The organism is Lacticaseibacillus camelliae DSM 22697 = JCM 13995 (genome assembly GCF_001436615.1).
Classification (GTDB): Bacteria; Bacillota; Bacilli; order Lactobacillales; family Lactobacillaceae; genus Lacticaseibacillus; species Lacticaseibacillus camelliae.
The window spans coordinates 50,601-75,751 of the sequence record NZ_AYZJ01000029.1; the positions used below are offsets into that span (position 1 = coordinate 50,601).

Consider the following 25,151-nt stretch of genomic DNA (forward strand, 5'->3'; position numbering starts at 1 on the left):
GCTTCATGTCCGTTAAAAAAGTCGCCTTGGCGTGTGCCGTTTGTGGCCACCGGAATTATTTTGTTCCGGAGAACCCGCGGCGGACCGAGCGCCTGGTGTTAAATAAGTATTGCAAGTACTGCGGGCGCCAGACAGAGCACCGCGAGACAAAGTAGGAGGTACCAGCGATGAAATTTATCAAAAGTGTGATTCATGAAATGACCCTGGTTACCTGGCCGACCGCCAAGGAAACCCGGCGCGACACCACCACCGTCATCATCACGTCGCTTCTGTTCGCTGCCTACTTTGCTCTGGCAGACTGGGTCATCCTGTTGATCCTGAAGGCGTTCATTTTTTAATCTTGATATCAAGGCTGGCTCTGGCGTATACTGGACTCAGCGCAAAAACCGAAGCCTTCTGGCGACGGTTTTTTATTTGTCATAAAAAAGGAGAAAAACAATGGCTGAATCAGCTGAAAAGCTCTGGTACGTGCTGCACACTTACTCTGGTTACGAAAATAAGGTCAAGGCGAACCTTGAGTCTCGGGTCACCTCGATGAACATGGAAGACTACATTTTCCAAGTGATCGTTCCTGAAGAGGAAGAGCACGAAAAAACGGACGGCAAGGACAAGGTCAAGATGGAAAAGATTTTCCCCGGCTACGTGCTGGTCGAAATGGTCATGACCGACGAATCCTGGTTCGTCGTGCGTAACACGCCAGGCGTCACCGGCTTTGTCGGCTCTCACGGCGGTGGCTCCAAGCCCAATCCGCTGATGCCGGACGAAGTGGCCAGCATTTTGCACTCACAGGGCATGGCCACCACGCATTCCACGCTATCCTTTGAAGTGGGCGAGACGATCACCATCATCGCTGGCGCGTTTGCTGGCATGAAGGGCAAAATCACGGCCAACGATCCGGACAAGCAGAAGCTGAAGGCGACCATTAACATGTTCGAACGTGAAGTGTCCGCCGACCTGGACTACGATCAGGTCGACAAACTTTAAGATGATTTGGCTCATTGTGATCGGGGGCGGGGCGTTGATCGCCTTCGCCCTTGATTTGTACTCGCTGGGGCACCCGGACAAGCAGCGCAAGGTGGCGGTGGCGGATCACATCCCCACGCTGTTTGTGCCCGGCTACTTCGGCACCCGTTACACCTTCGGGCACATGCTGCGACGTCTTCCAGTTGACAAGCAGGTCGTGGCAATCGTTCGGCGCAATGGCGCCGTGCATTTGCGGGGCCGGCTGGCGTTTGGTCCGCACGTGGCCGTGCAGGTGCTCTTTGTCGACAAGCAGATCCGCCCCCAGCAGCAGTTCGCCGGTTTGACCAACGTGATCGCAGCGCTGCAGCAGCAGGCAGCTTTTCCGGCGATCAACCTGGTTTCACACTCAATGGGCGGGATCACGGCGTTGCTGTACACGGTCAGCAGGCCGAAGGTGCCTGTGGCGACACTGATCTCGCTGGCGGCGCCGTACAACGACCGGGAAGTGGCCAAGAATGGCAAGATCTTCAATTGGCCGCTGGGCCCGGCTGGGCCGACTCAGACGGCGCCGATTTACGACTTTTTCCAGGCGCATGCACAGGACCTGCCAAAGACGCTGCGCTGGCTGAACGTGGCCGGCGATTTATTTAACGGGTCGCAGCACGACGGGGCGGTCGGCGTGAATTCCGCGCTGGCGATCCGCTACCTGGCGCAGAACCGGGTGGCGCGGTACGCCGAAGTCGTGATTCGCGGCCCCCGGGCGGCGCACAGTTTATTGCACGAGAACCGACTGGTCGATGCAGACGTGGCCACGTTCCTGTGGCCGCTGCACGAGACAGCAGGTTAGGCGCGATTCATCTTGCTTTTAGGGCTGAATCATGGTAACTTAGTCGAGTATGTTCTGGCATACGCGTGGGAGGGCAAAATTACCTTGCCCATCATGACCACATCACGGACTTAAGGAGGTTATGTTTCGTGGCTAAAAAAGTAGCAAACATCGTTAAACTCCAGATCCCTGGGGGCAAAGCAACTCCAGCTCCGCCTGTTGGCCCTGCTTTGGGTCAAGCTGGGATCAATATCATGGGCTTCACCAAGGATTTCAACGCGCGGACCGCAGACCAAAATGGGATGCTGATTCCAGTTGTCATCACCGTGTACGAAGATCGTTCCTTTGACTTCGTCACCAAGACCCCGCCGGCAGCGGTTCTTCTGAAGAAGGCCGCTGGCGTAGAGCACGGCTCTGGCGAACCGAACACCAAGAAGGTTGCGAAGGTCACCAAGGACCAAGTGAAGCAGATCGCGGAAACGAAGATGCAAGACCTTAACGCCGCAGATGTAGAAGCTGCGATGCGCATGGTTGAAGGGACAGCACGTTCCATGGGCTTCGAAGTCGAAGACTAATGCATGTCCGGATCTTCAGCGAAAGCTGAATGAATCAAGTGGAAGGGCTTCGGCCCGCTGACCACATTTGCAAGGAGGAAAATTCCAGTATGGCTAAGAAAGCAAAGAAGTACCAAGACGCTGCCAAGCAGGTAGATGCCACCAAGGCATACACCCCTGAAGACGCAGTTGCTTTGGTCAAGAAGATCGATTTTGCCAAGTTCGACGCAACCGTTGAAGTGGCATACAACCTGAACATTGACGTTAAGCAGGCTGACCAGCAGATCCGTGGCGCACTTGTGCTGCCTAATGGGACTGGTAAGACGCAGCGCGTTATCGTCTTCGCCGAAGGCCCGCAAGCGCAGGCTGCCAAAGATGCCGGTGCCGATGAAGTCGGTTCCGACGACTTGGTTAAAAAGGTCCAGGACGGCTGGCTCGACTTTGACGTTGCCGTTGCGACACCGCCAATGATGGCTAAGGTTGGTCGTTTGGGCCGGGTCCTCGGGCCAAAAGGCTTGATGCCTAACCCGAAGACCGGCACTGTGACGATGGACACTGCTAAGGCGGTCAACGACGTCAAGGCTGGGCAGGTCGCATACCGCGCCGACAAGGCCGGGATCGTGCACGCCCCGATCGGCAAGGTTTCCTTCGACGACGCGAAGCTCCTCGAGAACTTCAAGGCGCTCAACGAAACCATCGTGAAGGCTCGCCCTGCGTCAACTAAGGGTGTTTACATCCAAAGCTTGACGCTGACATCAACCTTCGGCCCTGGGGTCAAGGTTGACGTTTCGGCATTCTAAACAAGCACATCAAACTGCACTGACTTCTTCTTGAAGTTGGTGCTTTTTTTTCTGAAAATTTTGGCTGTCAAACTTGGTCAAAGTGGCGGTAGGGCCGCGGTTGCGCACAATGAAAACGGTCATTTGAAATGTTCATGATAAGGTGAGGGTGTATAAATCGGGAAAACGGGAGGTTCAACATGGCAACTGAGAAGACACCCATCGTCCAGTATCAGGACGTCAACAAAGTGTACCGCGGCGGCAACGTGGCGGTCGAACACATCAATTTAACCATCAATCAGGGCGAATTTGTCTGCCTCATCGGCACCTCCGGATCGGGCAAAACGACCACGATGCGGATGATCAACCGGATGCTGGAGCCGACCGGTGGCACCATTTTATTCAAGGGCCAGGACATCCACCAGCAGGACCCGGTCAATTTGCGGCGGCACATCGGTTATGTCATTCAAAACATCGGCTTAATGCCCCACATGACCCTGTACGAGAACATCACACTGGTGCCCAAGCTTCTGAAGTGGCCGGAGAAAAAGCGCCGGGCCAAGGCCGAGGAGCTGATTAAAATGGTCGACTTGCCGGTCGATTATCTTGATCGATACCCGGCCGAGCTCTCCGGGGGTCAGCAGCAGCGCATTGGGGTCATTCGAGCGCTGGCGGCGAATCAGGACTTGATCCTGATGGACGAGCCGTTCGGGGCCCTGGATCCAATCACCCGTGAAAGCCTGCAAGACCTGGTCAAGAACCTGCAGCAAACGCTTGGCAAAACGGTGGTGTTTGTTACCCATGACATGGACGAGGCGCTCAAGCTGGCCACCAAAATCGTGGTCATGGACGGTGGCCACATCATTCAAACCGCGACGCCAACGGCACTGTTGCAGCACCCGGCGACGCCATTTGTGCGGGAGTTGATTGGCGAGGAACGCCTGATCCAAGCCCGTGCGGATGTCACGACGGTGGGCGCGATCATGCTGAAGGATCCAGTGTCGATCACGCCTGGGAAGTCTTTGGTCGAGGCAATCAAGCTGATGCGTGACCGGCGCGTTGACACCCTGCTGGTGGTTGATGACAATGGTTACCTCAAGGGCTTTATCGACATTGAGTCCCTTACGCGCCAGTACGCGAAGTCGACTGCCGTGGCCGACATCATGCAAAAAAAGCTTTTTTACGTTCAGGAGTCTGCGCTCCTGCGTGATTCGGTCGACCGCATTCTCAAGCGCGGATTGAAGTACGTCCCGGTGGTCGACCAGGATAACAAGCTGAAGGGCATCGTTACCCGGGCGGCTTTGGTCGACATGGTATACGACACCATCTGGGGGGAGAGCGCCGATCACAGCGAGCAGGCGCCGAAAGCCGATGCCGAGCCGCAGGTGGGAGGCGACCAGAATGGTTAACTTTTTGGCGCAGCACGGTACCGAACTGCTTGTGAAAACCTGGGAACAGCTGTACATTTCTGGCATTTCGCTGGGCTTGGGTATTCTGGTCGCGGTGCCGCTGGGTGTGGTCCTCACGCGCTTTCCGCGCACGGCCAAAGTGGTCATCGCCATTGCCTCAATGCTGCAGACGGTGCCGAGTCTGGCACTGTTGGCGCTCATGATCCCGCTCTTTGGGATCGGCCGCTTGCCGGCGATTGTTGCGCTGTTTATTTACTCGTTGCTGCCGATTCTGCGCAACACGTACATCGGGATGGAAGACGTTTCCCCGGCACTGTTGGATTCGGCGAAAGGCATGGGAATGACCGCCGTGCAGTCGATCACCCAGGTCGAGCTGCCAATGGCGATGCCGGTGATCATGGCCGGCATTCGCCTGTCAGCCGTGTACGTGATCGCCTGGGCGACGCTGGCCTCCTATATTGGGGCCGGCGGTTTGGGCGACCTGATCTTCAGCGGGCTGAACCTGTTTCAGCCGGATCTGATCATCGGCGGCACCATTCCCGTCACGCTCCTGGCGCTGACGGTCGATTGGCTTTTGGGCAAGTTGGAAAAGCGGCTGACCCCGCGGACCAGTCGGAAGGAGGCCGAGCAATGAAGAAGTTCACCAAACTTTTTCTCGTGCTGGCGACGGCTGTTCTGACGCTTTCTGGCTGCGGGTTTCCCGGCATTGCCGGCACCGACCAGGACACAATCAAGATCGCGGCGCTCAGCTCCACGGAAAGTTCAGTCATGGCGAACATGCTGGCGGAGCTGATCACCCATGAGCTGGGCTACCCAACGACCTTAGTGGCCAATCTTGGGTCAACCACGGTCACGCATCAGGCGATGCTCCGTGGGGACGCCGACATTGCCGCGACGCGCTACACCGGCACCGACCTGACCGGGACTTTGAAGATGCCGGTTGAAAAAAATCCCCAAAAGGCCAGCTGGATCGTCAAGCGCGTTTTCAAGCAAAAGTACCACCAGACCTGGTTTCCCACATATGGGTTCGCCGATACATACGCGTTTATGGTCACCAAGCAGTTCGCTGCTCAGCACCACGTGTCGACCATCAGTCAGCTGCAGCCCCTGGCGAAGGGCATGGACGCCGGGGTGGATTCGTCCTGGATGAATCGCAAAGGCGACGGCTACGCGGATTTTAAAACCGGTTACGGGTTTGACTTCAAGCGCGTCTACCCGATGCAGATCGGACTAGTGTACGACGCGGTCGAGGCCGGCAAAATGCAAACCGTGCTCGGGTATTCGACGGACGGCCGCATTAAGTCTTATGATCTGACCGTGCTGAAGGACAACAAGCACTTTTTCCCGCCGTACGATGCGTCGCTGGTCGTTAACGACAGCTTACTGAAAAAATACCCCAAGCTGGCACCAGTGCTGCATCGGCTTGACGGCAAGATCAGTATGAAGGCGATGCAGGCGCTCAACTACCAGGTGGATGACCAGCTGAAAGAACCATCAGTCGTGGCCCGCGAGTTTTTGGTCAAGCATCATTATTTCAGAGGAAGTGAACACTGATGGCGAACATGAATACGTGGCAGCAGTTTTGGTATTACATGACGACGAACGGCAGTTATGTGCTGAGTCAGTTCACCCGCCATTTTCTGATTTCGATATATGGGGTGTTGATCGCGGCTGTGATCGGGATCCCCATTGGGCTGTTTATCGCCCGCAACCGCAAGCTGTCCAGCACCATCATCGGCATTGCCAACGTCATTCAAACGATTCCCAGCCTGGCGATGCTCTCGATCATCATGCTGGGCCTTGGGCTCGGGGTGAACACCGTCATCGTCACCGTCTTTCTGTACTCACTGCTCCCAATCATCAAAAATACGTACACGGGCATGATCAGCGTTGACCCGACGGTGATCGATTCCGCCAAGGGGATGGGGATGACCTCGTTTCAGCGGCTTTACCTAGTCGAGATCCCGCTGTTGATGAGTGTGATCATGGCCGGCATTCGCAACGCGCTGGTCGTTGCGATCGGCATCACCGCCATCGGGGCCTTTGTTGGCGCCGGCGGGCTCGGGGATATCATCATCCGTGGGACTAACGCGACCAACGGCGGGGCCATCATCCTTGCCGGCGCGCTGCCCACGGCGCTGATGGCGATTATCGCGGACTTGGTGCTGGGATTTGTGCAGCGCCGGTTGGAGCCGAAAGAATCCAGCCGTTAAGAAAATTGAGGCACCCGCTGCAGAGGGGGGGCCTTTTTTCGGTTTCTGGAAGTATTTCTTGACGCTGGGGGCCGTTCATGATACGCTTCTCGTTGTGATAATTCACTCTGCCTAAGACTCAGGTGGCGCAAGCCTTAATATCCTGCCGAGGTGGTATCAGTACGTCAGATACCTCTATGTCTTGGTAGACATGGAGTTTTTTATTGGAAAAAACTTCAACCAAACTACAGGAGGTGAAAAATCTATGAGTGAATCAATTATCGCTGCTAAGGCTAAGGTGGTTGACGCCGTCGTTGAGCAGTTCAAGGCTGCAAAAAGCGCCGTTGTTGTGAACTACCGTGGCCTGACTGTTGATGAAGTAACGCAGGTGCGCAAGGAATTGCGTGACAATGGTGTCAAGATGGAAGTCATCAAGAACACCTATCTCCGCCGTGCCGCTGACGCTACTGGTTACAAGGGTTTGGACGATCTGTTCAAGGGCCCGACCGCGATTGCCTTTTCAAACGACGACGCCGTTGCCCCTGCCCGCATTATGACCAAGTACGCCAAGCAGTTTGATGACCTCGTTGTCAAAGGCGGGATCATCGAAGGCAAGGTTGCCAGCCTGGAACAGATCACAGAACTGTCCAAGCTGCCAGACCGCGATGGGATGCTGTCAATGCTGCTGTCTGTTCTGCAGGCACCAGTGCGCAACGTCGCATACGCCGTCAAGGCCGTTGCCGACAGCAAGGACGAAGAACCAGCTGCGTAATGTGGCTGAGGCTGCCTAGTCGAACCGTAAATCAAACAATCACACTATAAATTGGAGGATACAAACATGGCTTTAGATACAAAGGCTATTGTCGACCAGTTGAAGGATGCTTCCATCCTTGAACTGAACGACCTCGTTAAAGCAATTGAAGATGAATTCGGCGTTTCCGCCGCTGCCCCTGTTGCAGCTGCCGGTGCCGCTGGTGGCGACGATGCAGCCGCTGCTAAGGATACCTTCACCGTTGAACTGACCGAAGCCGGCCAGGAAAAGGTTAAGGTAATCAAGGAAGTTCGCACCATCACAGGTCTCGGCCTGAAGGATGCGAAGGGCTTGGTTGACGCTGCACCTTCCAACATCAAGGAAGACGTTTCCGAAGACGAAGCTAACAAGCTTAAGGAAGAACTCGAAGCCGTTGGCGCAACCGTTACCCTCAAGTAAGGATTGCCCAATGCCGGATGCCCATCGTGGGTGTCCGGTATTTTTTTGGCCAAAAATAAGGCCGGCCAGCATTGGTCGACCAAGGGTTGCTATTCAGTGGTGGCGGCAAAAAGCAGCGGGTCTGACATGTTTGGGCCGTGGTAATCCAGCTGCACATCAATGCCCTTGCCGACGACGACTCCGGCGTTGCCGAAGTAGGCCCAAAAAGTGGTACTGGCATAGCCGCCGGGCAAGAGTTTAGTCGTGCCCTGCTGGTTCGGCAGCACGGTTGCCGGCGCGAGGAACGGACCGGTGATTTCAAACTGACTGGGGGTCGGTGCGAAGCCGGCCTGATCCGTAAAGTTGGCGTACTCCACGGTGATTTGAATGCTCAGGTTTTTACGCAGCTTGCCACTTGCCACCAGCTTCTGGCCCTCTGCGTTCAGCTGGTGGGTGACCTGGGTCACGCGCAGCCCATACGTGTCGTTGGGGCCAAGGCCGAGTTTATTGACCTCGAGAACGCGTGAAGCGGGGCCGGTGCTGGGCACCACGCTCAGTGTCTTGGTCGCGGTTTTGCCGTTGAGCGTCGCGACCAGATCAAGCTCACCTTCGTCGATGGCCCCATTGATCGTGGTGGTTTTGCCGCTGCCTTCACCGCTGACCAGGACCTTGTTGTTGGCGTCGCGGTCGCGCAGCGTGAACTTGGCGTTGTTGCTGAGTTTGAATTTGAGCTTGGTTTTGCCGTTGACGGATTTAAACAGTGTGGTGGGCGCGGTGATCTTTGGCCCAGGCAGGTTCTTGCTGCTGGCCTTTGCGTTGTCACTGCCGGGTTGGCTGCTGCCGGTCTGATTGCAACCGCCCAGCATGCCAGCAGCCAGCAAGACCGCCAACGCGGGTAGCACTTTATTGAGTAATTTCATGTTCGGCCTCCGTATGAGTCTAATTGTAAGGAATAGCGTCAAAGATGTAAACGACGCCTAACGTTATTGTTATCTTAAGCGCGAACCCGCGCCACCTTCGCTATACTAGAAGCATTGAACTAATTGCAAAAGTGGAGGATGAACATGAAAAAAGCGGCCAAGGCGACATTTAAGTGGCTCAAGGCGCACATGACGCAGATTAAGGTCCTGTTTATTTTGTCAGTGCTGGTCTTTGTCGTGATCGAGCTGGGCCGGATCGGGCGCGAGCTCTCCGGCGCCGAAATCCAGGCCAGTCTGACCAGTCAAAGTCCGTGGTCCCTGCTGGCCATGGCCGCGCTGGGGCTGCTGGCGGTGACACCAATGCTGAACTACGATTTTACGATCGCACAGATGCTGCCGGGTGATTTCAAGCCGAGTTACGTTGCCCGCTCCGGCTGGGTGGTCAACACCTTCACGAACATCGCCGGCTTCGGCGGATTCTTAGGGGCCAGTTTGCGAGCCAACTTTTACCACAAAGGGGCGACCAACAAGGAAATTCTGGTCGCCATCTCAAAAATCGCCCTGTTTTTGCTCGCCGGGCTTTCGCTGTGGTCGATGATCGCGCTGGTCATGATTTTTGGCCTTGGCATCGGTAAAATGTTCACCGATTACTGGGTTTGGTTGATTGGCGGAGCGGCGTACTTTCCCTTGGTCATGCTGGTGACTCATGTTGCCGATAAAGGTATTTTCGCTGGCATACCACTACGACGGCAGCTGCGGCTAGCCCTGGGGTCCTTCCTGGAATGGGGCGGTTGCGCGCTGTTCTTTTTGGCAATTGGCGCTTTTCTACGTGTGCCGATCGCGCTGAGCCACGTGCTCCCGCTGTTCATGGTGGCCAATGTGCTGGGCGTGATCTCGATGGTGCCAGGGGGCCTGGGATCGTTTGATGTGTTCATGCTGCTGGGACTGTCACAACTCGGCGTGAATAACAACGTCGCTGCGGTTTGGCTGCTCTTTTACCGGTTGTTTTATTACGTGATCCCGTTTGTCCTCGGCATCGCCTTGTTTCTGCACGATGCCGGGGAGCGGCTTAACCGTCAACTTGACGGGCTGCCGCTTCAGCTCGTGCAAAAAGTGGCCCACAAAGTGTTAGTCGCCTTTCTGTATTTTTCTGCGATCATGCTGCTTTTGCGCGGCGTTGTGCCGGTTTCCGCGATGGCGAACCACGTCTTTGTCCGGCTTTACCCGTTCACGTTTTTGTTCTTGAGCCGGGTGACCAACATCCTGATGGCCTTCATCATTTTCGGCTTTGCGCGCGGCATTGCCGGCAAGGTGAAAAAGGCCTTTTGGCCGACGCTGATGGTGCTGGTGGTGGCCTTTGTCGGTTCCTTGACGCGCGATTTCAGTTTGCGGTTTGTCGTTTTTCTGCTGGTGATCTTGCTGACCGCCGTGCTGGCGCGCGGGGAGCTGACACGTGACCGGCTGGACTTTCCGTGGGGCAGTCGGCTGATCGACGGGGGCATTTTCGGCCTGACGGCACTGTTTTACGCGCTGGCGTTGTTCTACAATCTGCCGACGATCCACCACCGGCACCCAGTGCCGGTCGCGTTTCTGTTTCCCTCTGAACGCATGTGGTTCACGACGTTCGTTGGGGTGCTGGTCGCCGCGCTGACGTTGAGCATTATTTACCGGTACCTGAGCACGCCGAGAGCGCCTTTGGGCGAGGCATTAAACGCAAGCCGCGTCAAGGCCGTGCTGGCCAAATGGGGCGGCAATGAGATCTCCCACCTGGCCTTCTTAGGCGATAAGCGTGTGCGCTTTTTCCAAGTTGATGGGGAGGACCGGGTGTTCTTCCTGTTTCGAAAGAAAACCGATAAAATCGTGATCCTGGGCGAGCCAATCGGCGACCCCGAGCAAATCGGGCCTGCCATCGCCGACTTTATGGCGGCCGCGGATAAAGAAGACCTGTCGCTGGTGTTTTACGAAGTTTCCGAAGCGTTAACGATGTTGCTGCATGAGTACGGGTTCGACTTCATGAAATTCGGCGAAGAAGGGTATGTCGACGTCACGCAGTTCACGCTGGCCGGCACTAAGCGCAAAGGGGAGCGCGCCCTGATGCACAAGTTCGAGCGCGAAGGCTACACGTATGATTGGCTGAAGCCGCCCTTTGCCGATGCCACTTTTGATGCCTTGAAACAGATTTCCGACAGTTGGCTGGCAGGCCGGCCGGAAAAGGGGTTTAGCCTGGGGTACTTCGACCGGGACTACCTGAATACGGCGCCAATTGCTGTCATCAAGGATCCAGAAGGCAAAATCGTGGCCTTTGCCTCGGCGATGCCAATGGCGACGCAGGAGGCGACCTCGATCGACCTGATGCGCCACAGCGAAGACGCCCCCAGCGGGATCATGGACGCGGTGTTTGTGAACCTGTTCCAGCAGGCCAGTGCCGACGGCTATCACTATTTCAACATGGGCATGGCGCCGTTGGCCAACGTGGGGACCTCGAGCTATTCGTTCTTTGAAGAAAAAATTGCGCACCTGGTATACGAATATGGGTATCGCTTTTATGGCTTCCAGGGGTTACGCTCGTATAAGAACAAATACGTCACCAAGTGGGTCCCAAAGTACGTGGCCTACCGCAAGCGCAATTCACTGCTGTTTACTTTGCTGCAGATTCTTCTGCTGGTGAACCAGCGGGTCGAAAAGCGCGAGCCGTTTGTGCTGCACGGCCGCCTTGCCAGACTGGGACGCGCGGTGGTTTTCTTGAGTCGTAATGAAAGGAATACGCAATGAGCCATTACTATACGAATGATCCGGATCTGCCTCATGATGAACAGACTTTTTCCTATGAATTGGCCGGCAAACGGTTGCAGTTTACCGCTGACAACGGTGTTTTTTCCAAGCGGACAATTGATTTTGGCAGTCGCACGATGATTGCAACGGTGGTCGACCAGGCACTGCCAGCTGGGCCAATGCTGGATGTCGGCTGCGGTTATGGGCCGATTGGGTTGGCGCTGGCCAAACGGTTTCCGGCGCGCCAGGTGACCATGTCCGACGTGAACGAACGCGCACTGGCGCTGGCTAAACGCAACGCCGAAGCCAATCAGATTGCAAATGTGACGATTATCGAGTCGTCGGTTTACGAGCAAATTGATGGTCAGTTTGGCGTGATCGTCACCAATCCCCCGATTCGCGCGGGTAAGGCAATTGTTTCGGCAATCTTGGCCGGTGCCCATGAGCATCTGCTGCCAGGCGGCCAGCTGTACTGTGTGATCCAGAAAAAGCAGGGGGCCCCGTCGGCGTTGAAGTTGATGCAGGCAACGTTTGCCAGTGCCGAGAAGATCAAAATGGAACACGGTTACTATATTTTGCGGGCAACGAAGTAAGGAGGAGCTATGGCTGAACTAACACCTGATGATTTTATGGCAGCGGCACTGGATGAGGCCAGGGCTGCCGGTGTGATCGGCGAAGTTCCCATTGGCGCCGTCGTGGTGAAAAGTGGTCAAATTATTGGCCGTGGTCACAATTTGCGTGAACACGCGCAAGACAGTACGTTGCATGCGGAAATCCTGGCCATTCAGGAGGCCTGCATGACACTGCACACTTGGCGGCTGGAAGAGTGCGATTTGTACGTGACGCTAGAGCCTTGCCCCATGTGCGCTGGTGCGATGATCAACGCGCGGGTGCGGCGGTGTTTTTACGGCGCGAAGGACCCCAAGGCCGGTGCGGCTGGCTCGCTGGTCAATCTGCTGACCGATTCCCGCTTCAATCACCAAGTTGAGGTGGTGCAGGGGTTGCGGGCCCACGAGAGCGGGGACCTGCTGGCGGCGTTCTTTCAGAACATCCGCGCCAAACGCAAGGCGGCAAAGCGGGCTGGCCAAAGCGCGGACAAACAGGTATAATGAATCTTGCCGAAAGGCCTTGAGGCAATGGCAGCCTTTCGAATTGTGTCAGGTCCGGAAGGAAGCAGCACTAAGGATCGTTTGTCATGTGCCTTAAGTTTTTGAGCAAATAAACAAGGACGTACCCCAGCGGGTGCGTCCTTTTCATTACTAGTCTTTAGGATCGATCAATGCAGTGCCAGACTGTCGAGTGCGGCGGCCACTTGTGGGTCACGCTGGGTCCCGGCGGCAACGATCCGGCCGGCCGCCATGACGAAGATTCGGTCCGCCTTGGCGAACGTGGCCGCGTTGTACTGGTGCGTGATCATGACGAAGCCCTGCTTCATGTTGAAGATGTCGGCCTGCAGGCGGTCGGCGATTTGCGGGTCTAGGCCCGTGGTCATTTCGTCGAGCACCATGAATTGATAATGACGCAGCAGCAGGCGGGCCAAGGAGACCCGCTGCTTTTCCCCACCCGAAAGCAGGGGACTGGTGCGGTCAACCACGGTGTCCAGCCCGTGCGTCGCTAGCCAGTCGGTCATGCCGGCTTGGCGCAGGGCAGCTGCCACCTGATCATCGGTGTAATCTTTGCTGAATAAGGTGACGTTCTCGCGAACCGTGCCGGCAAAAATATCGGCCTGCTGTTCCAGTTCGCCGATCAGGCCGAAGACGGAAGCGGGCGCCAGCTTGGCCGCTGGCTGGCCGCTCAGCGTGACCCGACCGCTGGTTGGGGTCAGCTCGCCCAGCAGTAGTCGCATCAGGGTCGTTTTGCCACTCCCACTGGCACCGACCAGCAGGTACTTCTGGTCGGGTTCAAGCCTGAGCTCGATGTCGTGGAGCACTTTCTGATAGCTTGCCTGGTGCGCTTCAATCAGGGGATTCGTCAGTTTGAGTTTTTCCGGGTCGGCAGTGGGGGTGGTGGTCGCAGGCCGAGCTAGCCCGGCCAACTGCTTGGCCACTTTACGCGCACCGTAAAATTGAGCCAGCATTTCGGTCAGCAGCGCTAGGGGCCAGTTAAAGAAGCTGGCCAGCTGCGAGAAGGCAACCAGCTGGCCCAACGTGATCTGCCCTTGCCGCACAAAGTAGGCACCGACGAGCCAGGTGCCTAGGTACATGATGTCGCCAAGAAAATCGGACATCCCGCTGGTGATTTTTTGAATCTGTTGCTCGCGGGTCGAGGTCAGGCGGACATCGCGGCTGACTTGCTGGTGCAGTCGGTGAAATGGCGGCTGTGCCAAAGCGTGGGCAATGGTGGTAAAACCGCTCAGCGAATCGGTCACCCGACTGGTGTACCGCTCGATTGCCGAAACGACCTGATCTTTAGCATGTTCTAGCGGTTTTTTCACCAGAAAGGGGAAAATCAGCGCGGGCAAACTAAGCAGCACGACCGCCAAAGTGATGACCGGATCGATCAGCAGGGTGCCCGCCGCGGCAAACACCAATAGCATCAGCAGGTAGAAGGCGCGCAGGATGACGTGAAAATAGCTGCTGGTGACAATGTCGACTTGTTTGGTCAGCTGGGTCACATAGTTGCCGACGGGTTGCTGGCCAAATACGTTTGGTCGCTGCGCCAGGTCGCGGCTGAAAAGATCACGGCGCAACTCATCTCCCAACTGCAGTGGCAGTGCCTCATTGACATACTCGCTGGCTGAATTGGTCACGGCCTGGATTACGAGATAGCCAACAATTAATGGGACGGCGATTGAGAAGGCCAAATTCACCCGCCCGGTCGCGATATCAGTGATCAGTTGCAGCACATAGGAATAGGCGACCAGCACGGCTGCGGCAGCGACGCTCAGGCCAATCGATAATGTCACGCGCCAGGGGTGGCGTTGTAAGTAATGAAGCATTTTTCTCCTCCAATTCTAATCTTTCACAGCGTAGCACTTCAGTTGCGCCGAAACAACGCGAAAATGGGCGGGCGGATTCCGCTAAAAGCGTCCCACTACGGGCCAGGACCTCGAAGCCCAAGAGCGGCTTCAAGGCCCTTACCTGGGCTGGCCATCCTGCTAAGTTCGCCTCACTTCGCAGCCTGTAGTTGCGCTCAGCGGGCCAACGCGGGCATGTCTAGCTACGGCAGCAGCCTCGCCGCCCAGGTGCGGCGTCAATGCCGCTACCTAGGCTGGCCATCCTGCTAAAAGCGTCCCGCTTCGCAGCCTGTAGTTGCGCTCCGTGAGGCGACGCAGGCGTGTCCAGCTACGGCCAGGACCTCGAAGCCCAAGAGCGGCTTCAAGGCCCTAACCTAGGCTGGCCATCCTGCTAAGTTCGCCTCACTTCGCAGCCTGTAGTTGCGCTCAGCGGGCCAACGCGGGCGTGTCTAGCTACGGCAGCAGCCTCGCCGCCCAAGTGCGACGGCAATGCCGCTACCTAGGCTAGCCATCCCGCTAAAAGCGTCCCGCTTCGCAGCCTTCATATGTTAAACTAGAACAGTTAGAAAGGATGAGGACGCGTGGCTTATCAAGCGCTATACCGGGTCTTTCGGCCCCAGCAATTCAAAGATGTGATCGGCCAAGATGCCATCACCACGACGCTGAAAAATGCCCTGATCGAGCAGCAAACCAGCCACGCCTATCTTTTCTGTGGACCGCGTGGGACGGGGAAGACCAGTGTCGCCAAAATTTTGGCCAAGGCGCTGAACTGTCGCCATATTGAAGCTGGGGAACCGGACAACACGTGTGATTTGTGCGTGGCGATCAACAACGGCAGCATGACCGACGTCATCGAAATTGATGCGGCCTCGAACAACGGCGTTGACGAGATTCGTGATATTCGTGACAAGGCGAAGTACGCGCCGACTGAAGGTAAAACTAAGGTTTACATCATTGATGAAGTCCACATGTTGTCGACCGGCGCCTTCAACGCGCTGCTCAAGACGCTTGAGGAACCGCCGGCCCATGTGGTCTTCATCCTGGCGACGACCGAACCGCAAAAAATTCCGGCGACGATCATCAGCCGGACCCAGCGGTTTGATTTTCGCCGGATCACTGCCGATGACATCGTCAAGCGCATGCAGTTCATCTTGGACGATAAGAAGATCACGTACGACGATCAGGCACTGATGGTCATTGCCAAGGCGGCGGAAGGCGGTATGCGCGATGCGCTGTCCATCCTCGATCAGGTGCTGGCGTTTGGTCAGGATCACGTGACAGTGGAAAATGCGCTTGATGTGACCGGCGGAGCGGCTGTTGTCCAGCTGGGCGAGTATCTTCAGCACGTGGCGGAAAACGACACAGCGGCAGCGCTGACGACCATTGAACAGCTACTGGCTTCCGGCAAGGACGCCGGGCGGCTGATCGATGACCTGATTGGCTACTTGCGTGATCTGCTGGTTTACCAGCAGGCGCCGGCGCTGGTCAACGACACCGCCAGTGCGCTCCAAGATAGCCACTTTAAGGCACTGGCGGATCAGTTTAAACCCACCCAGCTGTACCACATGATCGCGGTGCTGAATGCGACGCAAGGCCAGCTGCGGCTGACCAACAGTCCGACTTTGTACTTGGAAGTGGCAACGGTGCAGTTGGGTCAACCGGTGCCTCAGGTGGTCCCGGCGCAAGCGCCAGTGGCCAGTGCCGAAGTGAAGCAGCTGGAACAAACCGTTGCAAAGCTGGCCAAACAGATTCAAACCCTGCAGCAAGGCGCACCAGCGGCTACTGTTCCGCAATCGAAGCCGACCACACTGGCTCACCAAGGCGTCAAGGTGCCCAAGGAAAAGATTTATCCGATCCTCGGCGCCGCGACGAAGAAAGATCTTGAAGCGGTCAAGGAGATTTGGCCGGACCTGTTGTCGATGTTGTCCGTGCCGGATCAGGCGATGATGAAAATCTCTAAGCCAGTGGCGGCGAGCCCCACCGGCGTGATTGTCAGCTTTGCCTATGACATCCTAATTGAGCGGGCGAACAGCGACTCCGCGCTGATGACCGGGCTGAACGAGGGCCTTAGCAAGCTGATGGGCGGCCCGCGCCAGGTCGTGCTGGTCCAAGAACAGGCGTGGCCCGTTGTCCGCAAGCAGTACTTGGTCGAACACGGCGCACCGAAGCCCAAGCAAGCGGCCAAGGAAGAATCCCCGGTGGTCAAGCCGATCACCGATTTGTTCGGTAAAGAACCCAATATTACAGTCAAAAATGACTAGAAAGCGTGATTGATATGATGCGTGGCGGCAATATGGCTGGCATGATGAAACAGATGCAAAAGCTGCAAAAGGAAATGACCCAGGCCCAGGAGGAGCTGAACAAAAGCGAATTCACGGCGACTTCGGCCTCAGACATGGTGACCGTGACCCTTGCCGGGGACAAGACCCTTAAAGACATTCAAATCAAGCCCGAGGCCATCGACCCTGACGATCCCGACATGCTTCAGGATCTGATCATTGAAGCGATGAACGCAGGCCTAAAGCAGGTCGACGATGCAACCAAGCAGAAAATGGGCAAGTACACCCAGGGTCTGCCGCGCTAGGAGGCACCATGCAATATCCACAACCGATTGAAAAACTGATCGACAGTTACATGAAATTGCCGGGGATCGGCAGCAAAACCGCAACGCGGCTGGCGTTTTATACGATCGACATGAACAAGGACGACGTCGCCAGTTTTGCCTCGGCGCTGACGGCGGCCAAGACGCAGCTTCACTACTGCAGCATTTGCGGCAACATTACCGATGATGACCCCTGTGAAATTTGCCAGGACAAGAGCCGCGACCAAAGCACCATCCTAGTCGTTGAACAGCCCAAGGATGTGATGAGCATCGACCGCACCAACGATTACCACGGCTTGTATCACGTGCTTCACGGGGTGCTGAGTCCAATCGAAGGCAAAGGGCCAGAGGACCTGAATATCGAGAGCCTGATCAAACGGCTTCAAGATCACCCCGAGGTCAAGGAGGTCATCGTGGCGACTAACGCCACGCCTGAGGGCGAGTCCACCGCGCAGTACCTGGCTCGCCTGATCAAGCCGGCCAAGATCAAGGTCACGCGCCTGGCACACGGGCTGGCAGTCGGCTCGGACATTGAGTACGCCGACCAGATGACCCTGCTCAAGGCCGTGGAGGGCCGGACGGAACTTTAAGGAGGCGGCGTCATGTTTTTTGGCAAAAAAAAGCCGAGTATCAAGGACGCGGCGGATCGGCAGTTGATGGAAGAGATTTACCGGGTACGCGATCGCATGGCCAGCCAGCGCAAGCTCGTCGGCTCTTTTCGCGAGGTCGATGAGGTCACCAAGGCTCAGCTTGATCTGCAGGCGGCCTTGTTCGACTTTCTGCACAGGGAGGCGCGGGAGCGTCGGGTTTCCGGGCAGCTGGTCGAGCAGATGGCGGCGCGTTACCTCGAGGAGAATCAGTAAGGGCCCGGCTTGGCCGGGTTCTTTTTTGCATGAAGGATTGGTCGTGGTTTAATTCCCTCGGCTTTTCAAGTAAACTAGACTCATTAACAGATGAAAGAGTTGAAACCAGTGGCAGGCAGATTCATTACGTTTGAAGGCCCGGATGGGGCAGGAAAGACTAGCGTGCTTAACGCGCTGATCCCTATGATTGAAAAACACGTGGCGATGCCTGTGCGGCTGACCCGTGAGCCCGGTGGCGCAGAGATCTCGGAAAAGATCCGCAGTCTGATCCTTGATCCCCAAAATACCGCCATGGACGCGCGCACCGAGGCGCTGCTTTACGCGGCATCGCGGCGGCAGCACCTCGTGGAGGTCATCGACCCCGCGCTGGCCGCCGGCGATTTGGTGATCTGCGACCGGTTTGTTGACTCCTCTGTTGCGTACCAAGGCGGCGGGCGGCAAATCGGCGAGGCGGCGGTCTTGGCAATGAATCAGTTCGCCACCGACGGCCAGGCACCGGAGTTGACGCTGTACTTAGACATTGAAAGTGCGGCAGGCTTGGCCCGAATCCAGGCTCACCGGCAGTCGCGCCAGTACGACCGCCTGGATCGCGAAAGCCTCGCCTTTCATCAGCGGGTGCGCGCGGCGTACTTACGCCTGGCTCAGGCGGAACCGACGCGGATCAAAACCGTGGATGCCAGCCAGCCCATCGAAGCGGTCGTTGCGCGCTGCGCCGCTATTTTGGCTGAACACTTGGGCGCCACTTGGCAGTAAACTAGACGTAAAGCAGGATTTTGGCAGCCACTCACAGGGGGAAAAACATATGAAGTTGATCATGGCCATCGTTCAAGATAAGGATTCGAACCTGTTGTCCAGCGAGTTCATCGATGCAAACATCCGGGCGACTAAGCTGAGTTCCACCGGCGGCTTTTTGAAGTCCGGCAACACCACCTTCATCATCGGGGTGGAAGACGAGCGCGTGGATGAGGTCCTGCAGATCATCAAGGAATCTGCGCAAACTCGGCGGCAGTTCATGACCCCGCCGGTCAATCTGGACGCGACGTCTGATTCCTCGATGGCGTATCCCGTCGAGGTTCAAGTCGGCGGTGCGACGGTCTTCGTGCTGCCTGTCGACGCGTTCCACCAGTTCTGATGAACACGATCGAAACCCTGCAGCCGGTATTGGTGCGCCAGTTTAGCCAAATCATCGGTGCCGGCAACTTGAGCTCGGCGTACATTTTTGCCGGGGCTGACGGCACTGGAAAGGCGGCGCTCGCACAGTGGATCGCGATGCGCCTCTTTTGTCAGAACGTGCAGGCGGGTAAGCCATGTGGCAAATGTCCGGAGTGTCAGCGGGTGCTGTCCGGCAATCACCCCGATGTGGTGTGGCTGAACACCGACGCCAAAAGCATTAAGGTCGACGATGTGCGGGCGATGCGCCAGGAAATGAGTAAGACTGGTGTCGAAGGCAACCGGCGCGTGTTTGTGATCGAAGACGCTGAAAAGTTGACCGCCGGCGCCGAAAACAGTCTTTTGAAGTACTATGAGGAGCCGGTGCCAGGGATGACCATCATCCTGACGACGGCGGCTAAAAATCAGCTGCTACCGACGATTCGGTCGCGGGCCCAGGTGATCAGTTTTCCGCAGCCACCTGCTGCTCGCGTTAAGGAAGCGCTGGTGGCAGCCGGGGCGGATGCACGCCTGGCGACCGTTGCCGCTAACCTGACGGCCGACACCGATTCGGCACAGGTGCTGGTTGCCGACGAGCAGTTTGAAAAGCGGGTCACAGCTGTTTTGCAGCTGGTCACCCAACTGAGCAAACACGACGCGACCGCGTTTGTGGCCGTTCAAACGACTTTGTTGCCGCTGGCCAAGACGCTGCAGGAGCAGACGCAGACGCTGGCACTGCTTGGGCTTGCCTATGCGGATGCACTGAACCAGCATTACCATGTCCAGGCGCCGCGCACCTTCGGCAACGACCTGGCGATTCTTGCGCTGGCCGAGCAGACAGGCGCGCGCCTGAGCGCTGGCCTGTCCGCAGTGCTGACGGCGGAGATCCGGCTGGGTCAGAACGTCTCGTTTCAATCGGCGGTCGAGGCCTTGGTTTTGCAACTTTTAGAAGGGTGATTTCGTGGAGAAAAAAGATCTGTACGACAACTTCATTCAACTTGAGCATGACGCCCAGGGGCTGCTTACGCGCGTGACCGGGCTCAAAAATGATGTGGCTAAGGCCCTAGAGCGCAATGCCGAGCTGGAAATGGAAAACAAACACCTGCGCGAGCACCTGGCCGCATTGGACGCGGCGCATGCCCAGTCCACCGGAGCCACTGAGCTGACGAAGTCGAAGGCCAACCTGGAGAGTCTGTACAACGAAGGCTTCCACGTGTGCCCATATATGTACGGCCAGCGCCGAGTCGACGACGAGCCTTGCGCCTTTTGCCTCGACGTCATCTATGGTGAACACTGATGGCGGCGCGGCAGATGGCCAGCTTTGCCAGCCACGACACCGGCACCTTGTACTTGGTCCCGACGCCGATCGGCAACCTGGACGACATGACCTTTCGCGCGGTCAAAACGCTGAAGGCCGTTGATTTGATTGCGGCCGAGGACACGCGCAACACACAGAAGTTGCTCAACCACTTCGAAATTGAAACTAAGCAGATCAGCTTTCATGAGCACAACACTCAGGCCCGCATCCCCGAGCTGCTTGAGCGACTCAAGCAAGGCGAGTCGATTGCCCAGGTCTCGGACGCGGGGATGCCGTCAATTTCCGACCCTGGCAAGGAGCTGGTCAAGGCGGCCATCGATGCCGAGATTCCGGTGGTGCCGCTGCCTGGTGCCAACGCCGCACTGACGGCCCTGATCGCCAGCGGCATCGAGCCGCAGCCGTTCATGTTCTACGGCTTTTTACCGCGCAAGGCCAGCGAGCAAAGGACGGCGCTGCAGGCGCTTGCTGAAGCCCGGCAAGCGGTCATTTTCTACGAATCGCCTTACCGCGTGGCCAAAACGCTGACCACCATTCGCGAGATTTTCGGCGAACGACAGGCGGTGCTGGCCCGTGAGCTGACCAAGAAATTCGAGGAATTCATCCGCGGCAGTCTGTCTGATCTGATTGATTACGCCACTGCCAGCGCCCGCGGCGAGTTCGTGATCATCGTGGCGCCGGGAGAGAAAAAGGTCCCGACCCCAAGTGAGGTGCCAATTGACTCGCAGGTGCAAACACAGATTGACGCCGGCTTGCGCCCTAATGACGCCATCAAGGCGGTCGCGAAAGCCAACGGGTTGAAGCGTCAGCAGGTTTACAACACGTTTCACGGCATCAAGGAGGATCAATGAAGTACACTGAAGAATTGACGGTGCCTTTTTTCCTGGGCACGCAAACTGGCACTTTGAGTTTAGCCAATATGGCCAACATCATGTTGCTGGTGTCCGAGCACCAGCTGGATAAAGTTGATGCCGGCATTGCCGGGCTGGCCAAGCACGGCGCTGGCTGGGTGATCACCCAGTACCACATCGACGTCACGCGCATGCCGAAAATCGACGAGCACCTGATCGCCGGCACTGAGGCGACCTCCTATAACAAGCTGATGACTTACCGCGAGTACTGGCTCGAAGACGATGCGGGCCAGCGGCTGGTGACGATGCGCGGCGCGTGGGTGATGATGGATCTGGAAAAGCGCAAGATCATCCCGATTATCCCTGAGTTTGCCGAAAAGGTCGGGGCTTCGTTTGACAGCAAGGTTGAGCGGTTCCCCCGGCTGCCCAAGCAAGGCGACTTTGACCTTACCGTTCCTTACCGCGTTCGGTACTTCGACATCGACGGCAATGGGCACGTCAACAACGCGCACTACATGGAGTGGATGGAGGACGTTCTCGGCGAACAGTTCCTGTTAACTCACCGGCTGGTCGAAGCCGACATCAAGTACGCGCGAGAGGTGGCTTACGGGACGACGGTTGACTCGGCCGTGCGGAGCGAAGGGGATGCCTCTTACCACCTTATCGCCACCGACGGCGTGGCGAACGCCGAGGCAAAGCTGCGCTGGGCCGCCAAATAAGCGACAAAAGATGCCAGAGCGAAAATAGCAGCCTTCTTCACACACTGGTGAGGAAGGCTGCTATTTTAATGGGCGAGTGCGAGCTTCAGTCCGGCGAGCGGACTGTCATTAAAATTTTCTTTTTGCTTAACGGTTTTGCCAAAATTATCGATGAGGCCGTGGAACTCCTGGGCGTCTTTCAGTGCCCAGGTCGCCACTTCAGGCAGCCGGCGGTAAAGCGCCTGATAGGTCTTCGTCGGCACCCCAAGCCAGCCAAATAACCTGCGTGAGTAGTTGTCTGCGATGAAGGTCGGCTGGTCAAACACGTAGAGGCGCAGTGCATCGGCGGTCTCCTGGCCGATTCCAGGCAAAGCCAGCAGCTGCTGGCGCAACACAGTGGGGGCGGTCAGTCCGATGGCGCCCAAATCAAAGTTGCGGACTTGCAGCCAGGCCATCAGGGCGACCAAGGCGCGGCTCTTGTTTTGGTAAAATCCGCTGGGCCGAATCAGTGGGATCAGTTCTGCCTGCGAAAGTGCGGCAAGCGCAGTCGGGGCAAATTTGGTGGCCGCGCGCAGGTTTGCCAGGCCGCGATCGACGTTGCGCCAGTTGGTGTTTTGGACCAAGATCGCACCGACCGCGATTTCGAGCTTGGAATCGGCCGGCCACCATCCGGAAGGCCCCAGTAGCTGGCCTAACCGCTGATACAAGGCCCAGGGTGTGACCTTAGCTGACGGCATTATTCACGTATTCGGCCAACGCCTGGCCGCTCAGTCCCGATGACAGGCCAACGATCAGTTTGATGCGAGCTTTTTGACCGTTCAGTCCCTGACAGAACGTGACCCCCATCTGCTTGAGGCCCACCCCGCCGCCTTCGTAGTCGTAAATGTCCTCGGCCATGCCGTTGAAGCAGCGTGACACGAGGACGACCGGCACGCCGCGTTGCAACAAGCGCTGCAGGGCCGGCAAGGTCGCAGGCGGCAGGTTGCCTGCACCCAGCGCCTCAATCACCAGGCCAGCGGTTTCTTTCGGCAGCGCGTCGAACAAGGTGCCATCCATCCCGGCGTACGCCTTGAGCAGATAGACGTTCGCCACCACGTGATCGATCGGGGCCATCCCTTTTTGCAGCAGTTTTTCAAAAAAGCGGGGGCCATTTTTAGTGACCAGGCCAATGGGACCGAACGACGGCGTGCGAAATGTCGACACGTTGGTCGTGTGAGTCTTGGTGACAAAGCGCGCCGTGTGGATCTCATCGTTCATCACGACTAGGCAGCCCATCCCGCGGGCCTGGTCGCTTGCCGCCACCCGCACGGCGCTGAGAAAGTTGTAGTTGCCATCAGCGCCGATTTCATTGCTGGAGCGCATGGCGCCGGTCACGACAACCGGAATCGTTGAAGGCGTGGTCAGATCCAGAAAAAAGGCCGTTTCTTCCAGCGTGTCGGTGCCGTGGGTGACGACCACCCCATCGATGCCAGCCACCTCAGCCTGGCGGATGCGCTTGCTGAGGGTCAGCATTTTTTCGGGCGTGACGTGCGGAGACGGCAGGTTGAAAATTTCCTCGGAGGATACGGTGATGTCTTGAAGCTGGGCGGGAACGGCCATCATGGGATTATTGGTGCTGGGGACCACGGCGCCGGCAGCGTTTTCGGTCATTGAGATCGTCCCACCGGTATGTAAAGCCAGAATGTGTTTCATGAGCTGCCTCCTAGAATTGATAGTTTCAGCTTAGCGGCCGGGCGGTGGGAATGCAACCGGAACAAAAAAACACCGCCAGGGCAGGCGGTGTTCTAGCCTCTGGGCGGAGGCCTGTAACGCTTGGTTACAATCAAGAATGTTACGCCGAGCCGGTTAAAAGTGTTTTGGTGGCAGGCAGGAAAGCGTGAAGAGTTCGGTGTGAGTCTTCTCATCTCACCGCCACGTGAAAGTTCACACGTTGTTGCATTTTTCTGCAAACAGGCTAGACTTATGCTCGTACCATAAATCTAGGAGTAGGCATCAACGCGTTAAGTGCCACCGGAACGGAATGTGAACGGTGGACGAAGGTCATGTGGGCCGCGGTGTTGGTGCCGCATTCGCCTGATCGTTAGGCGTCTCCAATAAAGGAGATTGTCACTATGCAAGTCTTGTCTTTTTCTGGCCCCAAGATGAAAGCGACGCGTACTGTCGTTTTGATGGGTCTTTTTTTGGCGATGGATATCGTCCTGCAGCGGTTCTCGTTTGGCCCTGCGTTTCTGAAGTTTGGGGTGGGCTTTTTCGCCACTGCGCTGATGGGCTATTACCTTGGTCCGTGGGTCGCGGCGGTTGACGCGGCCATGGCCGACCAGGTCGGGGTGCTGCTTTCCGGGGGCCCGAACATCCCGCTTTACACCATTAGTGCAGCGGTGGCGGCGTTTATCTACGGCGCGTTTTTCCACAATCACAAAGTCACTCTATGGCGGGTGCTTGTGCCTGTGACCATCGTGTTGATTTTTGTCAACATTGGCCTGGGCACCTGGTGGCTGGCGCTGACTGGGTTTAAGTGGCAGGTGATTCTGCCGACTCGGGCGGTCAAGAACCTGATCATGATCCCGATTCAGACGGCGTTGACCTACGCCGCGCTGCGTGCAGTCGAACGGATCCGGCCGCGACTTTAACAAGAATTGGCTGAGGCGCTCATCGCGAGCGCTTTTTTGATGCAAAGATCAGGGATTGTCCAAAAAAGAAAAACGGGGTACGATGGACTTGTATATACGAGCGTTAATTTTTTAAAAAGTGATTGGCCAATCCACTTGATGAGTATCACGGGGCACGACTTGCATATTAGTAACGCGGCAAGGCGGCAATGATTCTTTTTCAACAAATGGCCATTTTTTGTCCCCTAAAGCATGACAGAACTCGGGGAGGGGTGCTGGCGTGCGAATAAAGGCGTGAACTGACTCAGGCGCAGGGTCGGCTCACGCCTTTTGTTGTGTCAAGGGGCCGCGAGACAACGCTGGCGAATAGCGGACGATGAGGATTGCTGATGGCAAAAAAATTTTAAAAAAATAGTTGACAGCGTTTGCATTGTGTGCAATACTATCTTTGGATGATGGGAGGGCGAGGAAGGAACAACCTCGTCAGAACCACCCGGAAACTTC

The 25,151-nt window shown here is 56.8% G+C and carries 30 protein-coding genes, 1 other RNA gene, 1 riboswitch and 1 other annotated feature; of the genes, 27 read left to right on the forward strand and 4 right to left on the reverse strand.

Going from position 1 to position 25,151, the window contains the following annotated elements:
• The first annotated feature begins 5 nt into the window (after positions 1 to 5).
• The 12 genes from rpmG (at position 6) to rplL (ending at position 7,933) form a co-directional block, all read left to right on the forward strand.
• A complete protein-coding gene (gene rpmG / locus FC75_RS06260) occupies positions 6 to 155 on the forward strand; it encodes a 50S ribosomal protein L33 (protein ID WP_056989423.1) in 150 nt (49 codons plus the stop codon).
• 12 nt (positions 156 to 167) lie between these two features.
• Complete coding sequence (gene secE, locus FC75_RS06265; RefSeq protein WP_056989424.1) at positions 168 to 338, forward strand: preprotein translocase subunit SecE; 171 nt, start codon at positions 168 to 170, stop codon at positions 336 to 338.
• A 100-nt stretch (positions 339 to 438) separates the two neighbouring features.
• Positions 439 to 984 (forward strand): transcription termination/antitermination protein NusG, encoded by a 546-nt coding sequence (nusG, locus tag FC75_RS06270; RefSeq protein WP_056989425.1) that lies wholly within the window; start codon positions 439 to 441, stop codon positions 982 to 984.
• A gap of 1 nt (position 985) precedes the next feature.
• Entirely contained in the window at positions 986 to 1,810 is an 825-nt protein-coding gene (locus FC75_RS06275) for an alpha/beta hydrolase (protein WP_054662388.1), read from the forward strand.
• A 128-nt stretch (positions 1,811 to 1,938) separates the two neighbouring features.
• Complete coding sequence (gene rplK, locus FC75_RS06280; RefSeq protein ID WP_054662385.1) at positions 1,939 to 2,364, forward strand: 50S ribosomal protein L11; 426 nt, start codon at positions 1,939 to 1,941, stop codon at positions 2,362 to 2,364.
• Positions 2,365 to 2,453: 89 nt separating this feature from the next.
• Positions 2,454 to 3,143, forward strand: a complete 690-nt coding sequence (gene rplA, locus FC75_RS06285; protein ID WP_056989426.1) for a 50S ribosomal protein L1 — start codon at positions 2,454 to 2,456, stop codon at positions 3,141 to 3,143.
• A gap of 179 nt (positions 3,144 to 3,322) precedes the next feature.
• Positions 3,323 to 4,531 carry a betaine/proline/choline family ABC transporter ATP-binding protein gene (locus FC75_RS06290; RefSeq protein ID WP_056989427.1) on the forward strand — a complete coding sequence of 403 codons (1,209 nt, stop codon included), beginning with the start codon at positions 3,323 to 3,325 and terminating at the stop codon, positions 4,529 to 4,531.
• Positions 4,524 to 5,165: an ABC transporter permease gene (locus FC75_RS06295; RefSeq protein WP_056989428.1), complete on the forward strand. Its 642-nt coding sequence runs from the start codon at positions 4,524 to 4,526 to the stop codon at positions 5,163 to 5,165. The genes FC75_RS06290 and FC75_RS06295 overlap by 8 nt, the downstream gene beginning before the upstream one ends.
• The gene (locus FC75_RS06300) at positions 5,162 to 6,085 is read left to right on the forward strand and encodes an osmoprotectant ABC transporter substrate-binding protein (protein ID WP_056989429.1); all 924 of its coding nucleotides are present in this window, start codon (positions 5,162 to 5,164) and stop codon (positions 6,083 to 6,085) included. Before FC75_RS06295 ends, FC75_RS06300 begins: the two co-directional genes overlap by 4 nt.
• Positions 6,085 to 6,744, forward strand: a complete 660-nt coding sequence (locus FC75_RS06305; protein WP_054662379.1) for an ABC transporter permease — start codon at positions 6,085 to 6,087, stop codon at positions 6,742 to 6,744. Before FC75_RS06300 ends, FC75_RS06305 begins: the two co-directional genes overlap by 1 nt.
• A 92-nt stretch (positions 6,745 to 6,836) precedes the next feature.
• Positions 6,837 to 6,955: a sequence feature (ribosomal protein L10 leader region), on the forward strand.
• Between the two features lie 33 nt (positions 6,956 to 6,988).
• A complete protein-coding gene (gene rplJ / locus FC75_RS06310; RefSeq protein ID WP_056989430.1) occupies positions 6,989 to 7,495 on the forward strand; it encodes a 50S ribosomal protein L10 in 507 nt (168 codons plus the stop codon).
• Positions 7,496 to 7,561: 66 nt separating this feature from the next.
• Positions 7,562 to 7,933, forward strand: coding sequence for a 50S ribosomal protein L7/L12 (gene rplL / locus FC75_RS06315; RefSeq protein WP_054662376.1), 372 nt, complete (start codon positions 7,562 to 7,564; stop codon positions 7,931 to 7,933).
• Between the two features lie 89 nt (positions 7,934 to 8,022).
• Here rplL and FC75_RS06320 read toward each other — a convergent pair whose 3' ends face one another.
• Positions 8,023 to 8,832, reverse strand: coding sequence for a hypothetical protein (locus tag FC75_RS06320; protein ID WP_054662373.1), 810 nt, complete (start codon positions 8,830 to 8,832; stop codon positions 8,023 to 8,025).
• 144 nt (positions 8,833 to 8,976) lie between these two features.
• Between FC75_RS06320 and mprF the strand changes: the two genes are divergently transcribed.
• The 4 genes from mprF (at position 8,977) to ffs (ending at position 12,816) form a co-directional block, all read left to right on the forward strand.
• Positions 8,977 to 11,604, forward strand: coding sequence for a bifunctional lysylphosphatidylglycerol flippase/synthetase MprF (gene mprF, locus FC75_RS06325; protein ID WP_056989431.1), 2,628 nt, complete (start codon positions 8,977 to 8,979; stop codon positions 11,602 to 11,604).
• Positions 11,601 to 12,197, forward strand: a complete 597-nt coding sequence (locus tag FC75_RS06330) for a class I SAM-dependent methyltransferase (RefSeq protein ID WP_056989432.1) — start codon at positions 11,601 to 11,603, stop codon at positions 12,195 to 12,197. Before mprF ends, FC75_RS06330 begins: the two co-directional genes overlap by 4 nt.
• A gap of 9 nt (positions 12,198 to 12,206) precedes the next feature.
• Positions 12,207 to 12,713 carry a tRNA adenosine(34) deaminase TadA gene (gene tadA / locus FC75_RS06335; protein WP_054662370.1) on the forward strand — a complete coding sequence of 169 codons (507 nt, stop codon included), beginning with the start codon at positions 12,207 to 12,209 and terminating at the stop codon, positions 12,711 to 12,713.
• 16 nt (positions 12,714 to 12,729) lie between these two features.
• Positions 12,730 to 12,816, forward strand: an RNA gene (gene ffs, locus FC75_RS12465) — signal recognition particle sRNA small type.
• Positions 12,817 to 12,880: 64 nt separating this feature from the next.
• Here the strand turns inward: ffs and FC75_RS06340 are convergent.
• Positions 12,881 to 14,542 carry an ABC transporter ATP-binding protein gene (locus FC75_RS06340; RefSeq protein ID WP_056989433.1) on the reverse strand — a complete coding sequence of 554 codons (1,662 nt, stop codon included), beginning with the start codon at positions 14,540 to 14,542 and terminating at the stop codon, positions 12,881 to 12,883.
• A 599-nt stretch (positions 14,543 to 15,141) separates the two neighbouring features.
• Here FC75_RS06340 and dnaX point away from each other — a divergent pair.
• From dnaX to FC75_RS06390, 10 genes are all read left to right on the forward strand, one after another.
• Positions 15,142 to 16,821: a DNA polymerase III subunit gamma/tau gene (gene dnaX, locus FC75_RS06345; protein ID WP_056989434.1), complete on the forward strand. Its 1,680-nt coding sequence runs from the start codon at positions 15,142 to 15,144 to the stop codon at positions 16,819 to 16,821.
• Positions 16,822 to 16,838: 17 nt separating this feature from the next.
• A complete protein-coding gene (locus FC75_RS06350; protein ID WP_054662434.1) occupies positions 16,839 to 17,144 on the forward strand; it encodes a YbaB/EbfC family nucleoid-associated protein in 306 nt (101 codons plus the stop codon).
• An 8-nt stretch (positions 17,145 to 17,152) separates the two neighbouring features.
• The gene (recR, locus tag FC75_RS06355) at positions 17,153 to 17,752 is read left to right on the forward strand and encodes a recombination mediator RecR (RefSeq protein WP_056989435.1); all 600 of its coding nucleotides are present in this window, start codon (positions 17,153 to 17,155) and stop codon (positions 17,750 to 17,752) included.
• A 12-nt stretch (positions 17,753 to 17,764) separates the two neighbouring features.
• The gene (locus FC75_RS06360) at positions 17,765 to 18,025 is read left to right on the forward strand and encodes a YaaL family protein (protein WP_056989436.1); all 261 of its coding nucleotides are present in this window, start codon (positions 17,765 to 17,767) and stop codon (positions 18,023 to 18,025) included.
• A gap of 108 nt (positions 18,026 to 18,133) precedes the next feature.
• Positions 18,134 to 18,778: a dTMP kinase gene (tmk, locus tag FC75_RS06365; protein WP_054662355.1), complete on the forward strand. Its 645-nt coding sequence runs from the start codon at positions 18,134 to 18,136 to the stop codon at positions 18,776 to 18,778.
• A 49-nt stretch (positions 18,779 to 18,827) separates the two neighbouring features.
• Positions 18,828 to 19,157, forward strand: coding sequence for a cyclic-di-AMP receptor (locus FC75_RS06370; RefSeq protein ID WP_054662352.1), 330 nt, complete (start codon positions 18,828 to 18,830; stop codon positions 19,155 to 19,157).
• A complete protein-coding gene (gene holB, locus FC75_RS06375) occupies positions 19,157 to 20,131 on the forward strand; it encodes a DNA polymerase III subunit delta' (RefSeq protein WP_054662349.1) in 975 nt (324 codons plus the stop codon). The genes FC75_RS06370 and holB overlap by 1 nt, the downstream gene beginning before the upstream one ends.
• 4 nt (positions 20,132 to 20,135) lie before the next feature.
• Complete coding sequence (locus FC75_RS06380) at positions 20,136 to 20,471, forward strand: DNA replication initiation control protein YabA (RefSeq protein ID WP_054662346.1); 336 nt, start codon at positions 20,136 to 20,138, stop codon at positions 20,469 to 20,471.
• Positions 20,471 to 21,340 carry a 16S rRNA (cytidine(1402)-2'-O)-methyltransferase gene (gene rsmI, locus FC75_RS06385; RefSeq protein ID WP_054662343.1) on the forward strand — a complete coding sequence of 290 codons (870 nt, stop codon included), beginning with the start codon at positions 20,471 to 20,473 and terminating at the stop codon, positions 21,338 to 21,340. The genes FC75_RS06380 and rsmI overlap by 1 nt, the downstream gene beginning before the upstream one ends.
• Positions 21,337 to 22,059, forward strand: coding sequence for an acyl-[acyl-carrier-protein] thioesterase (locus FC75_RS06390; protein ID WP_056989437.1), 723 nt, complete (start codon positions 21,337 to 21,339; stop codon positions 22,057 to 22,059). The genes rsmI and FC75_RS06390 overlap by 4 nt, the downstream gene beginning before the upstream one ends.
• 65 nt (positions 22,060 to 22,124) lie before the next feature.
• Here FC75_RS06390 and FC75_RS06395 read toward each other — a convergent pair whose 3' ends face one another.
• Both FC75_RS06395 and FC75_RS06400 read right to left on the reverse strand, forming a co-directional pair.
• Entirely contained in the window at positions 22,125 to 22,745 is a 621-nt protein-coding gene (locus FC75_RS06395) for an endonuclease III domain-containing protein (protein WP_235808709.1), read from the reverse strand.
• 16 nt (positions 22,746 to 22,761) lie between these two features.
• Positions 22,762 to 23,730 carry an asparaginase gene (locus FC75_RS06400; RefSeq protein WP_056989439.1) on the reverse strand — a complete coding sequence of 323 codons (969 nt, stop codon included), beginning with the start codon at positions 23,728 to 23,730 and terminating at the stop codon, positions 22,762 to 22,764.
• 287 nt (positions 23,731 to 24,017) lie between these two features.
• Positions 24,018 to 24,115, forward strand: a riboswitch (THF riboswitch).
• Between the two features lie 34 nt (positions 24,116 to 24,149).
• On the opposite strand from FC75_RS06400, the gene FC75_RS06405 reads away from it, so the two are divergent.
• Complete coding sequence (locus FC75_RS06405) at positions 24,150 to 24,668, forward strand: folate family ECF transporter S component (RefSeq protein WP_056989440.1); 519 nt, start codon at positions 24,150 to 24,152, stop codon at positions 24,666 to 24,668.
• Positions 24,669 to 25,151: the final 483 nt, after the last annotated feature.